Source organism: Pseudomonadota bacterium (genome assembly GCA_039815145.1).
GTDB lineage: Bacteria > Pseudomonadota > Gammaproteobacteria > Steroidobacterales > JBCBZW01 > JBCBZW01.
Genome location: JBCBZW010000020.1, coordinates 31,963 through 45,813 on the forward strand (window position 1 = coordinate 31,963; position 13,851 = coordinate 45,813).

Genomic DNA, 13,851 nt, shown 5'->3' on the forward strand with positions numbered 1-13,851 from the left:
GACCCCAGGCGCGCGCCGCCTAAGGGGTGGCGCCTTCCTGATAGTCGCGGGCCACGAAGATGTCGGCCTGCTCGCGCAAGGACTGCACGAAGCCCTCGAACTCCTGGCTGGCGGCCTCGCGCGTAAGCTGTGCGCGCAGGCTGGCGCCCTCCTCCGCTGACAGCTCGCCGTCCTTGACCCCCGTGAGGCGGTAGATGGCGTAGTTGCCACCGAACAACGCAACGCCCCCGACCACAGGATCACTCCCCTCGACGGGTTCGGGCTGTGCGAACACCTCCGTGACCAGCTGAGACGGCACGTCGCGAGAGCGACGGGTGATGTCGACGGCGAGGGCCGGCGCTTGCACCGACTCGAGCTCCTCCGCGATCGCCTCCAAAGACTCGCCATCGCGTACGCGAGCCTCGATCTCCTCCCCGAGTGCGGCGGTGGCCTCTTGAGCCTTCTGCGCGGAGAGCACCGATACGATGCTGTCGCGCACGTCCTCGAGGGGGCGCAGGCTCGCGGGCGTCCGGTCGATCACACGAACGGCGACCAGGTGCCCGAACTCGAGCTCGATCACGTCGCTGTTCAGGCCGTCTTCGAGAACGGGCGGCGAGAAGATCGCTCGTCGCACATCCGGGTTCGACGCGACGGCGGCGCCGGCGATCTCGCTGACGCCCGCCACGGTTTTCAAATCCAGCGCGAGGGCTTCGGCGGCCGGCTCCAGGCTGCCTGCGTTCTGGAACACGAGTTCGGCGAGTTCGTCGCCTCTATCGATGAACAAACCCTCGGCGCGTTCTTCCTGCAGCTGCGACAGGATCTGCTCGCGCACCTCCTCGAAGGGCGTGAGGTCACCGCCGCGCACCTCGTTCACCTTGAGCACGTGCCAGCCGAAGCTGGTCTGCACCGGGCCGGTCACCGCCCCGGCATCGGCCGCGAAGGCCGCCTCGCTGAGCGCGGGGTCGAGGCCGTCCGGCAGCACCCAGCCGAGGTCGCCGGAGATGATGGAAGCGTCTTCGCTCAGGGCGGCCGCCAACTCGGCGAAGTCAGCACCGTTGTCGAGTTGCGTCACCAAGTCCGCTGCCAGCTCGCGCGCCTCGATCGGGGAACGCTCGTCCGTCCCCTCCACCAGGATGTAGCTCACGCTACGCTCCTCGGGGGTGAGGTATCGAAGCTCCTTGTCCGCCTCGTAGGCCTCGAGCAGCTCGGCCTCGTCCATCTCGATGCCCTGGGCCACGTCGGCGAGGAGCAGCTCCACGTACTGCACCTCCACCGTCTCCGCCTGCGTGTATACGTCGGCGAAGTCCTCGTAGCGGGTCTGGATCTCCTCGTCGGCTACCTCGACTTCGTCCAAGGCACCTGCGGGAATCTGAAAGTAATCGATGGTGCGCGTCTGGTTGGTCAGGGCCACGCGCCGCTGAACTTCAGCGGTGGTAACGAAGGAGGTCTGCTCCAGCGCCGCGAGGATCTGGCGTCGCTCGATGTCCTGGCGCACCTGCGCCTCGAAGCCGCTCGCCGTTCGGTTGTTGGCCGCGAGCGCGTCGACGTAGAGCTGGCGATCGAATTCGCCATCGATTTGGAAGTCAGGTACCGAACGAATCTGCTCGGCCACCTGTGCGTCACCGACGCGATAGCCGAGCCGCTCGGCCGCTTGCTCGACCAAGGTCTGATTCACCAGCAGGCTGATCGAGTTCGAGCGCACAAGCTGCTCGAGCTCCGGCGTCAGGGCGCCCTGGGAGCTCTGCGCTATGCGGTTGACGTTCTGGCGCACGAGCGCCTCCACCTCCTGCCTTGGGATCTCCTCCCCGTTCACCCGCATGGCGACGTTGGCGCCGGCCGCGCCGAAGTCGATGCCGAAGAAGACGAAGGACAGGGCGATGGTACCGAGCAGGACAAAGGCCACGGGCCCCGTGGCGTACTCGCGAAGCTGTTGGAGCATAGCGTTACAGATTCAACTAGTTAGACTGGATTTTGGGGAGCTGTCCCGCGCCGTCGCGCAGGGAAGACGGGCAACCTACACCAACGCCGCGCTGCGCGCCATAGACCCGGCCCTATCGGTCGGCTGGGAAGCCCCCAGCACCGACCTGCATGTCCTGGAAACGACACTGCCCCGGCACAGCGAGTACCGAGGCAGTGTGGCGCAGCCCGGGGGCGATCTCGGCGCCGCCGAGCGGGCCTTGCTTTAGGCGGCGCGGCGGCGGGCGATGCCCATCGCGAACAGGCCGAGGCCGAACAGCCCGAGCAGGCCCGGCTCAGGAATCGAGGCGCGCAGACCAGCCACGCGGAAGCCCTCAGTTCCGGCGATACCCTGGATCGTGAAGACGCTGCCCGAGGTAGCGACGCCGCTCACGTCCACGGACTGGAACAGATCGAGGTCGGGCGTGATGTTGAAGGTACCCACGAGGGCGCCATCGACGAACAGGGCGAAGCCCACCGGCTCGTTGTTGTCCGTGGTGTCGAAGGTGATCACGCGAAGCAGCGTCACCGGCGCCGGCGAGAACGAGAGGATCAGGCCCTCGCCCACCCCGATCCGATTGCCCTCGGCAACCGCGTTGCCGGACACGCCCAGGCCCGTTTCGCCGTTGATGTGCACCGGCGCTGATGCTCCGGCGCGAGCCGCCTCGATGGTCAGGTCCACACCATTGCTGGTGTAGGTGACGGGGCCGGCTGCATCGCGGTTACCCATGCCATCGGCGAAGTTGTACTCGAGCAGGCCAGCCTGAGCGCTGGCGCCCAGCAGTGCGGCGCTGAGTACCGCGAGTTTTGCGAGTGTCTTGATCATCCCGATGCTCCTGATGGCGCTTCGTCAGCGCTCTTGATTGAGTTCCTTATCAACGCATCGAATGCAGCATTCATACCACAACCTTAGCGGTTTGATTCTATTGGTATTCTTGGGTTCATCAGGGGTCGGAGGGAGCGCCGTGTAAAGAAAGCCGGCGAGCCTTCGGCGGGATATTGTTGAATGGCGCAACAAAAAAAGGCCCGTGAGTACTCGACTCACGGGCCTTCGCATTGGCGGAGCGGACGGGACTCGAACCCGCGACCCCCGGCGTGACAGGCCGGTATTCTAACCAGCTGAACTACCGCTCCAAGGTGTAACTGATGGTGGGTGCTGAGGGACTTGAACCCCCGACCCTCGCCTTGTAAGGGCGATGCTCTCCCAACTGAGCTAAGCACCCAGTGACCGGATCAGACCGCTCTCTCAAGCGGGTTGCACTGCGTTACCCAGTGCAACCGAGCGGCGTAGTGTACGGCATGCCCCCATCGATGAAAAGCCCGCGTTCACACCTTGGTGATCGCCCTCTAATGAGGTCGCGCAGGGCCTCCCGCTGCCGGGTCCTTACGCTTACGCGAGGACTTTGCCGACCCCGACTTTGGGTCGCTCGCCGCCGTCGTGCCGGGGTGATGCACGAGCGCAACGTCGAGCACTTCATCGATCCAGCGCACGGGACGGATGTCCAACTTGTCGGTGATGTTCTTCGGGATGTCGGCGAGGTCTTTGCGGTTCTCTTCGGGGATCAGCACGATGGTGATGCCACCGCGATGCGCCGCCAGCAGCTTCTCCTTGAGACCGCCGATCGGTAGCACCTCGCCGCGCAAGGTGATCTCGCCGGTCATGGCGACAGTGGCCTTCACCGGCACGCCGGTCAGCGCCGACACGAGCGCGGTACACATGGCGACACCCGCACTCGGGCCATCCTTCGGCGTCGCACCCTCAGGCACGTGCACGTGCATGTCGACCTTCTGGTGGAAGTCCTCTTCGATGCTGAGCACTTTGGCGCGCGAGCGCACCACCGTGAGCGCCGCCTGCACGGACTCCTGCATCACATCACCGAGTTGCCCCGTGTGCGTGAGCTTGCCCTTGCCGGGGATGACCGCCGTTTCCACCGTAAGCAATTCACCGCCCACTTCGGTCCAGGCGAGCCCCGTGACCTGCCCCACCTGATCATTCTCTTCGGCACTACCGTAGCGGTAGCGACGCACGCCGAGGTAATCGTCGAGGGAGTCGGGCTTGACCTTCACGGCCGACTTACGCGGCTTGAGCAGCAGCTGCTTCACCACCTTACGCGCCACCTTGGAGATCTCACGATCGAGGTTACGCACGCCCGCCTCACGGGTGTAGTAGCGGATAACGTCGCGCAGGGTGGCATCGGAGAACTCGAGTTCCTTCGAGTGCAGGCCAGTGGCCTCCAGCTGCTTCGGCACCAGGTAGCGCGACGCAATGTTGAGCTTCTCATCCTCCGTGTAGCCGGGGATGCGAATCACCTCCATGCGATCGAGGAGCGGCGCCGGGATGTTGAGACTGTTCGCCGTCGCCACGAACATCACTTCGGACAGGTCGAAGTCCACCTCGAAGTAATGATCGGCGAAGGTGTGGTTTTGCTCAGGGTCGAGTACTTCCAAGAGCGCCGACGAGGGGTCGCCCCGGAAGTCCATCGACATCTTGTCGATCTCGTCCAGGAGGAACAGCGGATTGCGTGTTCCCACCTTGGCGAGATTCTGCAGGATCTTGCCTGGCAAAGAGCCTATGTAGGTGCGTCGGTGGCCGCGGATCTCCGCCTCATCTCGCACACCGCCAAGGGACATGCGGACGAACTTGCGGTTGGTGGCCCGCGCGATGCTTTGACCGAGCGAGGTTTTGCCCACGCCAGGGGGACCCACGAGACAGAGGATCGGCCCCTTGGGCTTCTTCACCCGCTGCTGAACCGCGAGATACTCGACGATCCGCTCTTTCACCTTCTCCAGCCCGTAGTGATCGGACTCGAGCACCTGCTCGGCCTCGGCGAGGTCTCGCTTGATGCGCGAGCGCTTCTTCCACGGCGCCTTGAGGAGCCAATCGATGTAGTTGCGCACCACGGTGGCTTCCGCCGACATGGGCGACATCAGCTTGAGCTTGCCGAGCTCCGCCATCGCCTTCTCGGAGGCTTCCTTGGGCATCCCCGAGCGGTTGATGCGGTTCTCCAGGTCCTGCAGCTCGTTGGGGGCGTCCTCCATGTCCCCGAGCTCTTTCTGGATCGCCTTCATCTGCTCGTTGAGGTAGTACTCGCGCTGGCTACGCTCCATCTGCTGCTTGACGCGGCCGCGGATGCGCTTCTCGATCTGCAGCACGTCGATCTCGCCCTCGATCAGCGCCAGCACCTGTTCCAGGCGCGCGCGCACGTCGGGCACTTCGAGGATCTTCTGCTTAATGTCGAGCTTGAGCGCCATGTGCGCGGCGATGGTGTCCGCCAGACGGCCCGCCTGCTCGATGCCCTGCAGGGAGGTGAGGATCTCCGGCGGCACCTTCTTGTTGAGCTTCACGTACTGCTCGAACTGCGAGATCACGGCCCGGCTGAGCACCGTGGTCTCACGCGCGTCGGAGTCGCCGTGTTCCTCGATCACCGCCACGCTGGCGGTGAACATCTCGCCCACGCGCATCTCATCGATGCGGGCGCGATCACGGCCTTCCACGAGCACCTTGACCGTGCCGTCGGGCAGCTTCAGCAGTTGCAGGATATTGGCGAGGGTGCCCACCTCGTAGAGGTCTTGGGGCGTCGGCGCATCGACGTCGGCCTGCTGCTGGGCGACGAGCAGGATCTGCTTGGTCGACTGCATGGCGCGATCGAGCGCCTCGATGGACTTCTCCCGACCGACGAACAGCGGGATGACCATGTGGGGGTACACCACCACGTCGCGCAGCGGCAGCACCGGCACGTCGTCGAGGTTCTCGTAGGGCAGTTCAGATCCGTCTTCGGATGACACTTCCGGGGTCGCTCCTGATAGCACTTGCGCCGGCACGACGGTGATCGCCGTTCCGGCGGTACAAAAACGTGGAGCTCGGGGCGTGGCCCCCCGTCTTCGAAAACTGAGGTCCGCTCACCCGAGCGGACCCACGATTGTGCAGACCTACCGGAGGTTCGCTGAGGACCCAGTTCCCGTCGGGGTGCTCGTCGACTGCGAATCTTCGGACTGGTAGATGATGAAGGGCTTGGTTTCGCCAAGCACGACGGCCTCGTCCACCACGCACTTGCTCACGTCGTTCATCGTGGGCAGGTCGTACATGATGTCCAGCAGCACGTTCTCGAGGATGGTACGCAGGCCTCGGGCACCGGTCTTGCGCTCCATGGCGCGACGGGCGACGGCGAGCAAGGCGTCATCGCGGAACTCCAGTTCCACGCCCTCCATCTCGAACAACTTGCGGTACTGCTTGACCAGCGCGTTTTTCGGTTCGACCAGAATCGAAATCAGTGCATCTTCATCAAGCTCTTCGAGGGTAGCGACCACCGGCAGGCGGCCGACGAACTCGGGGATGAGTCCGAACTTGATGAGATCTTCAGGCTCGGTTTCGTGCAGAAGCTCGCCCACGCGACGCTCGCTATCGGAGCTGCGCACGTTGGCCACGAAGCCGATACCGCTCTTCTCCGAGCGGTTGAGGATGACCTTCTCCAGGCCGGCGAAGGCGCCGCCACAGATGAAGAGGATGTTGGAGGTATCCACCTGCAGGAACTCCTGCTGGGGATGCTTCCGTCCGCCCTGCGGTGGCACCGAGGCCACGGTGCCCTCGATGAGCTTCAGCAGGGCCTGCTGCACACCTTCACCCGAGACGTCACGGGTGATGGAGGGGTTGTCCGACTTGCGCGAGATCTTGTCGATCTCGTCGATGTAGACGATGCCCGTCTGGGCCTTGTCCACATCGTAGTCGCACTTCTGCAACAGCTTTTGGATGATGTTTTCCACGTCCTCGCCGACGTAACCCGCCTCCGTGAGGGTGGTTGCGTCCGCGATTGTGAAAGGCACGTTCAGCAGGCGAGCGAGCGTTTCCGCTAGCAACGTCTTGCCGCAGCCCGTCGGGCCGATCAGCAGGATGTTGCTCTTGGAGAGCTCGATCTCGTCCTTGCTGCGGTCGTTCATGCGGGTTTCGAGGCGCTTGTAGTGGTTGTACACCGCTACCGAAAGCACCTTTTTGGCCCGCTGCTGGCCGATCACATACTCGTCGAGAACTGCCTTGATCTCGTGCGGGGTGGGCAATTTGTCCGTGCTGGCTTCGCCGCGCTCCTCCATCTCCTCGCGGATGATGTCGTTGCATAGTTCGACGCATTCGTCGCACACGAAGACAGAAGGCCCGGCAATGAGCTTGCGCACCTCGTGCTGGCTCTTGCCGCAGAACGAGCAGTACAGCAGTTTGCCGTCGTCGTTCTTGCCACGGTCGTCCGCCATCTTCTACCTCTCTTGCCGATGTCGCGGCCGCACACGCGGGGCCGCCACCGTGTATATAGCACGTCGGGTCAGGCGGGCAAAGCTGCCGGCCCGGTCCGGTATCAAGCATCCGAACTGGATCACACTTGGGGGAATATGACCGCGCTCCAGCCGGCAAATTCGCCCCCTGCCACCGGTGCCCCGGCGCAGGCCGTGCGCTGCCTCAGGACTTCTCCTCAGAGGGCAGCTCAAAGCGGTCTGTAAGTACGCGATCCACAATGCCGTAATCCAGCGCCTCGGCGCTGCTCATGAAGTTGTCACGGTCCGTGTCTTGCTCGATTCGATCCTTCGGCTGCCCCGTGTGCTTCGCCATGATGGCGTTTAGGCGCTCCTTGAGCGTGAGCACCTCGCGGGCATGGATATCGATGTCCGAGGCCTGGCCGCTGAAGCCGGCGCTCGGCTGGTGAATCATCACGCGAGAGTGCGGCAGGGTGTAGCGCTTGCCGGCTGCACCAGCGCAGAGCAGCAGGGCCCCCATGCTGGCGGCCTGACCGAGGCAGATGGTGCTCACGTCAGGCTTGATGAACTGCATCGTGTCGTAGATCGACAACCCGGCGGTGACCGAGCCGCCCGGGGAGTTGATGTAGAGATGGATGTCCTTATCCGGGTTTTCGCTCTCGAGGAACAACAGCTGGGCCACGATCAGGTTGGCCATGTGGTCCTCGACGCCACCGATGCAAAACACCACTCGATCCTTGAGCAGGCGGGAGAAAATGTCGTAGGAACGTTCACCGCGGGCGGTCTGTTCGACCACGATGGGTACGAGCTGCGCCGTCGCGTCACCAGCACCTTGAGTCATTCGTTTTTTCCTCTGCTCTTGCGTGCAGGGGGCTAGCCCTGCATCAACTCGTTGAACGGTACGGTGCGCTCGTTCACCGTAGCCGTCTCCAACAGCGTGTCGACTACCTGCTCTTCGAGCACGTAAGACTCGATGCTCCGCATTATATCGGGGTTACCCCGTGAGGCGCGGACGACCTGGTCCGCATCTGGGTACTCCGACGCCAACTCCTGCAGGCGGGCTTCCACCCGCGCGGGGTCGGCGCGCAGCTCCTTCGAGCGGATCACCTCATTCACCAACAGCCCGAGTTGCACCCGCTTCTGAGCCTGAGGCTCCAGCTTCTCTGCCTCCGGTAGCTGATCGTCAGAGAGATGGTGACGCTGCTTCATGTCTTCAAGCATGCGTTGAATTTCTTCCGACACCAGGCTCTGCGGCACCTGCACGGGATTGGCCAACGCGAGGGCGTCGAGGAGGCGCATCTTGAGATCGCCGCGGCTCTTCTTCTCCATCTCGCGGGTCATGTTCTCGCGCACGTCCTGGCGCAGGGTCTCGACGCCACCTTCGGTGATGCCGTAGGCGAGGCAGAAATCGTCATCTATCTCCGGCAGGGCCTGCTCGGCCACCTCCGTGACCTCCGCCTCGAACTGGAGCGTCTTGCCGGCCAGTTCCTCGGCGCGGTAGTCCTCGGGGAAATCCACCGGGAAGGTGCGCTGCTCGCCCGCAGCGGCACCCGTCAGGCCCGCTTCGAAGCCGTCGAGCATCTGGCCACCGCCGAGCACGAAGCTGTGGCCCTCACCCTCGGCGCCCTCCACCGGCTCGCCGTCGAGCGTGCCCTTGAAGTTCACGGTCAGGCGGTCGCCCTCCCCACCAGCGCGCTCCACCGTGTTCCATTCGGCGCGCTGCTCGCGAAGGTTCTGCAGCACGCGATCGATGTCTGCGTCCTCCACCGTGGCCGTGACGCCCTCCACCGCCAGGGTCTCGAGGCCATGCAGCTCGATTTCCGGGTACACCTCGAAGGTGGCCACGTAGGCGAGGCCCTCGCCTTCGCCGTCCGGTTCGATCGTCGGGCCGCCCGCCGGGCGCAGCTGCTCCTTGGTGACCGCCTCGGCGAAGCTCGAGCGCATCAGGTCGTTCACCACCTCGGCACGCACCTGCGATCCGTACTGCTGACGGATGACCTTCATCGGGACCTTGCCCGGACGAAAGCCCTTGATCTTGGCGTTCTTACCGTAGGATCGGAGTCGCGTCTCGATCTCCTTCTCGATGTCTTCCGCGGGCACTTCGACGCGCATACGGCGTTCGAGATCGCCCGTGCTTTCCACAGAGACCTGCATGGGTAGTTGTGCTTCCTTCAGTGAGGTGATGGTTGGAGGATGGTGCGAAAGGAGAGACTCGAACTCTCACGGGTTACCCCACTGGAACCTAAATCCAGCGCGTCTACCAATTCCGCCACTTTCGCATTTCGGGGGGCGCGCTGGTTTGCACCGACACCCACCGCTCCGGGGACCCGGTAGCGATCCACCAGTGTAACACGCTGCCTACCTGGGGCGGGCGACGGAACTGGTGCCGCTAGGCCTCGTGCAGGGCACCCTCCGCGACGACGACACCATCCTCGTCTGCGTACAGGTAGGCGCCAGGCGCGAAGGTCACGCCAGCGAAGCGGACCGGAACGTCAGCGAGGCCCTCACCACGCTTGTCGGTCTTCGCCGGACAGGTGCCGAGCGCCTTGACCCCGAGCGCCATGCCTGAGATGGCGGCGCTATCGCGGATGCACCCGTGAATGAGCACGCCCGCCCAACCGTTGGCCACCGCGTCGGCGGCCAGCATGTCGCCCAGCATGGCGCGTTGCAGGGACCCGCCGCCGTCCACCACGAGCACCCGACCCTCGCCGGGCGATTTCACCGCCTCGCGAACGCGGGAGTTGTCCTCCAGCGCCTTCACCGTGCTGATCGCACCATGAAAGCGCACGCGGCCCCCGTAGTCGCGGAAGAGCGGGAGGGCGATCTGCAGACGATCCCCGTGATCGTCGAACAGATCGGCAGTGGCGAAGTCCTGTTCGGTCATGATCGACGGGGCCGATCAGCGGGCAAAAGCCGAGTAGTCGGCGAAGGCGTCGGCCACGGCCCGCTCGTCCAGGCCGTAGTCGGCGAGCGAGTAGGCGTGACGGCGTGACGGGTGGCTCACCCGCTCCTGGTCGAGGTAGCCCTGCATGGCCTGGCGGGCCTCATCGGAGAGCTCCAAATCTGCCGCGGCGTAGACGCGTTCGACGCAGGCCATGGGATCGTCCATCAGATCGGGGTAGTCGATATCGATGAAGCGGTCGGCGGGCGAGCGACGGCGCGCCTCGACGTTCCGCGCCAGCGCATCGCGCAGGTAGCGCAGCGCCAGCTCCCCCACCTTCATGGGGTCGACCTTGGTCATGATCGGGCCGTGGGCGGCAGCGGTCAGGCTGCAGTAGGAGGCCACGCACTTCACCGGGTCACGGTGCTGCTGCACGATCAGCGCATCGGGGAATACGGCCAGAATCGCGTCGACCGCCCACATATGGAACGGGGTCTTCAACACCCACCGCTCACCGGGGTACCACCACTGGAGCAGGCGAAGCTGATCCGCGTAGGTGCGGTAGGCCGTCACCCACTCGTCCGCGGGGCGGGTATCCAGCCAATCGAGGTAGCCGTCGCAGGGGCCGTAGAAAATGAAGGAGTGAGACATGCAGGCCGTCTCGAGCAGGCCGAAGCACTCCTCCGGCACGTCGACCCCCGAGGGGTGAATGGTGGCCAGCTCGGGCGTGAACTTCTCCCGCGCCTCGATGTACTTGCGGGCCTGCTCGACGCGATAGTCCTGCTCGAAATAGGCCAGCTCCCCGCGATACTCAGGCTCGGCCGGCGGCGCCTGCAGGGCCTCCCACAGGCGAGGCGTGCGCGCGGTGGCGTCTCGCGCCAGGAGGCGGTGCAGGAAGGTGGTGCCGGTACGGAAGGGGGCGACCAGGAAGATCGGCTTCTCCACCCGCTCCTCGCCGATCTCGGGGAAGCGCCGCTGGAACTCCTGCAGACGAACCCGCTTGACCAGGGTCTCCAGCACCATGCGCTGGGCCCGGCGGCGGCCGATGAAGTGGAGCTGGTCGGCGGATGCCGCGAGGCCGTCGCAGAGGGCCTGGAAGGCGGGCGTGTCTAGGTAGGACGCGTCCTCCACGCCTGCCTCACGGCGGGCGGACTCGATCAATTCGGCGGGATCGAAGGGCCCCGCATCGCGCGCAAGTTCGCGTTTTGCCATTGTTCTTCTGGTTCCTAGGCGTCGACGAACCGCGGCAGTCTGCGGTAAAGATCAGCCGAACACCAGTGACTACTTGGCCATCTCGGGGAATGCGCCGCACCTGCGACACACGGTCGCACACTCCCTCCCGTAGGGTCTGGTTTTACCGGATGGGCGCGCACTTCGCAGCGACCTGCGCACCGTTCTTGACTCCCCCGCAGCCCGACCCTTGAAGGAGCGCCCGCTCGACGCCAGATCGTGCGCTGCGTCATAATCGTCACCCAATCCTGGTGGCCTTGCCAAGCAGTGCGGTACCGCTTTGCTTGCAAGCCACCGCGGGGACGTTAAACTTCGCCCCGCGCTAGAGATGACCCACCGCCCACGCCGGGGCTTGGGCCCATCCAGCACCCGGGGCCGTCGTCCGGCCGACAGGACCAAAGGCCGCCTCCCGACACCGACACGCGAGCTTAGAAAAGGAAGCTCAGGGCGTGGCGGTTAACCGTATTCAGAGAAAAACCATGACAGACCTCACCCGTTACCGGAACATCGGCATCTTCGCTCACGTTGACGCCGGCAAGACCACCACCACCGAGCGAATCCTCAAGCTCACCGGGAAGATCCACAAGATCGGTGAGGTGCATGACGGTGCGGCCACGACGGACTTCATGGAGCAGGAGCAGGAGCGCGGCATCACGATTCAGTCCGCTGCCACCACCTGCTTCTGGAACGACCTTCGCCTGAACATCATCGACACCCCGGGGCACGTGGACTTCACCATCGAGGTGTACCGCTCCCTGAAGGTGCTCGACGGTGGCGTCGGCGTGTTCTGCGGCTCCGGCGGCGTGGAGCCCCAGTCCGAGACCAACTGGCGCTACGCCAACGACTCGGAAGTCTCCCGCATCATCTACGTGAACAAGCTCGACCGCGTCGGCGCCGACTTCTTCCGCGTGGTGAAGCAGGTGGAAGACGTGCTGGCCGCCAACCCGCTGGTCATGACCCTGCCCATCGGCATCGAGGACAACTTCACGGGCGTCATCGATCTGCTCACCCGCAAGGCGTGGATCTGGGACGACTCGGGCGATCCGCTCAAGTACGAAATCCAGGATGTGCCGGAGGACATGAAGGAGCTCGTCGAGGAGTGGCGCGAGAAGCTGGTGGAAACCGCCGTCGAAGTGGATGAAGACGTGATGGGTGCCTACCTGGAAGGCGAAGAGCCCGACCTGGACACGCTCAAGCGCTGCATCCGCCAGGGCACGATCAACCTCGACTTCTTCCCCACCTACTGTGGCTCTTCGTTCAAAAACAAGGGCGTACAGCTGGTGCTGGATGCCGTGGTGGACTACCTGCCGAGCCCGACCGAGGTGAAGCCTCAGCCGGAAGTGGACCTCGAGGGTAACGAGACGGGCGAGTTTGCCATCGTCGACCCGGAGCGCCCCTTGCGCGCCCTGGCCTTCAAGATCATGGACGACCGCTACGGCGCCCTGACCTTCACCCGAATCTACTCGGGCAAGATCTCCAAGGGCGACACGATCCTCAACACCTTCACCGGCAAGACCGAGCGCATCGGCCGCATGGTGGAGATGCACGCGGACTCGCGTGAGGACATCGACGTGGCCACGGCCGGCGACATCGTGGCCATCATCGGCATGAAGAACGTGCAGACCGGGCATACGCTGGCGGACCAGAAGAACCCCGCGACGCTCGAGCCGATGGTGTTCCCGGATCCCGTGATCTCTATCGCCGTGGCGCCTAAGGACAAGGCCGGTGCCGAGAAGATGGGTATCGCGCTTGGCAAGATGATCGCCGAGGACCCTTCCTTCCGCGTCGAGACGGACGAGGAGTCCGGTGAGACGATCATGAAGGGCATGGGCGAGCTGCACCTCGATATCAAGGTGGACATCCTCAAGCGTACGCACAGCGTGGAAGTGGTCGTGGGCAAGCCGCAGGTGGCCTACCGCGAGACCATTACCAAGGCGATCGAAGACAGCTACACCCACAAGAAACAGACCGGTGGTTCTGGCCAGTACGGCAAGATCGACTACACGATCGAGCCGGCTGAGCAAGGCACGGGCTTCGAGTTCGCCTCCAAGGTCACCGGCGGTAACGTGCCGAAGGAGTTCTGGCCGGCGATCGAGAAGGGCTTCGCAAACAGCCTGGATAAGGGCCCGCTCGCCGGGTACCCCATGCTCGACGTGAAGGTGACCTTACTGGACGGTAACTACCACCCGGTGGACTCCTCGGCCATCGCCTTCGAAATCGCAGCTAAGGCGGCTTACCGCACGAGCATGCCGAAGGCTGGCCCGCAACTGCTGGAGCCGATCATGAAGGTGGACGTGTTCTCGCCGGACGATCACGTGGGTGACGTCATCGGTGACCTCAACCGTCGCCGCGGCATGATCAAGTCCCAGGAGCCCGGCCCGACCGGTGTGCGCGTGAAGGCTGACGTGCCCCTGTCGGAGATGTTCGGCTACATCGGTGACCTGCGCACCATGACCTCCGGTCGCGGCCAGTTCTCGATGGAGTTCGCGCACTACGCACCGTGCCCGAACAACGTCGCCGAGACGATCATCGCCGAAGCCGCCGAGCGCAAGAAGGCATCCTGAGCC

At 64.4% G+C, this 13,851-nt stretch carries 9 protein-coding genes and 3 tRNA genes; 1 reads left to right on the forward strand and 11 read right to left on the reverse strand.

Translation table 11 applies throughout. From position 1 onward, the window contains the following. Positions 1–19: 19 nt before the first annotated feature. The 11 genes from AAF184_07875 to AAF184_07925 form a co-directional block, all read right to left on the reverse strand. Positions 20–1,918 carry a SurA N-terminal domain-containing protein gene (locus AAF184_07875; GenBank protein MEO0422238.1) on the reverse strand — a complete coding sequence of 633 codons (1,899 nt, stop codon included), beginning with the start codon at positions 1,916–1,918 and terminating at the stop codon, positions 20–22. Between the two features lie 243 nt (positions 1,919–2,161). Continuing rightward, the gene (locus tag AAF184_07880; GenBank protein ID MEO0422239.1) at positions 2,162–2,761 is read right to left on the reverse strand and encodes a PEP-CTERM sorting domain-containing protein; all 600 of its coding nucleotides are present in this window, start codon (positions 2,759–2,761) and stop codon (positions 2,162–2,164) included. A gap of 231 nt (positions 2,762–2,992) precedes the next feature. Continuing rightward, positions 2,993–3,069 (reverse strand) — tRNA-Asp (locus AAF184_07885). Between the two features lie 13 nt (positions 3,070–3,082). Then, positions 3,083–3,158 (reverse strand) — tRNA-Val (locus tag AAF184_07890). Positions 3,159–3,282: 124 nt separating this feature from the next. After that, complete coding sequence (lon, locus tag AAF184_07895; protein MEO0422240.1) at positions 3,283–5,721, reverse strand: endopeptidase La; 2,439 nt, start codon at positions 5,719–5,721, stop codon at positions 3,283–3,285. A gap of 144 nt (positions 5,722–5,865) precedes the next feature. Beyond that, entirely contained in the window at positions 5,866–7,176 is a 1,311-nt protein-coding gene (gene clpX / locus AAF184_07900; protein ID MEO0422241.1) for an ATP-dependent Clp protease ATP-binding subunit ClpX, read from the reverse strand. Positions 7,177–7,378: 202 nt separating this feature from the next. Further along, a complete protein-coding gene (gene clpP, locus AAF184_07905) occupies positions 7,379–8,014 on the reverse strand; it encodes an ATP-dependent Clp endopeptidase proteolytic subunit ClpP (protein MEO0422242.1) in 636 nt (211 codons plus the stop codon). Between the two features lie 32 nt (positions 8,015–8,046). Then, entirely contained in the window at positions 8,047–9,327 is a 1,281-nt protein-coding gene (tig, locus tag AAF184_07910; protein MEO0422243.1) for a trigger factor, read from the reverse strand. A 40-nt stretch (positions 9,328–9,367) separates the two neighbouring features. Next, positions 9,368–9,452, reverse strand: a tRNA-Leu gene (locus tag AAF184_07915). Positions 9,453–9,562: 110 nt separating this feature from the next. Next, entirely contained in the window at positions 9,563–10,057 is a 495-nt protein-coding gene (gene rraA / locus AAF184_07920) for a ribonuclease E activity regulator RraA (GenBank protein MEO0422244.1), read from the reverse strand. 15 nt (positions 10,058–10,072) lie between these two features. After that, positions 10,073–11,266, reverse strand: coding sequence for a sulfotransferase (locus AAF184_07925; GenBank protein ID MEO0422245.1), 1,194 nt, complete (start codon positions 11,264–11,266; stop codon positions 10,073–10,075). 497 nt (positions 11,267–11,763) lie between these two features. On the opposite strand from AAF184_07925, the gene fusA reads away from it, so the two are divergent. Continuing rightward, positions 11,764–13,848: an elongation factor G gene (gene fusA, locus AAF184_07930; protein ID MEO0422246.1), complete on the forward strand. Its 2,085-nt coding sequence runs from the start codon at positions 11,764–11,766 to the stop codon at positions 13,846–13,848. Positions 13,849–13,851 lie beyond the last annotated feature (3 nt).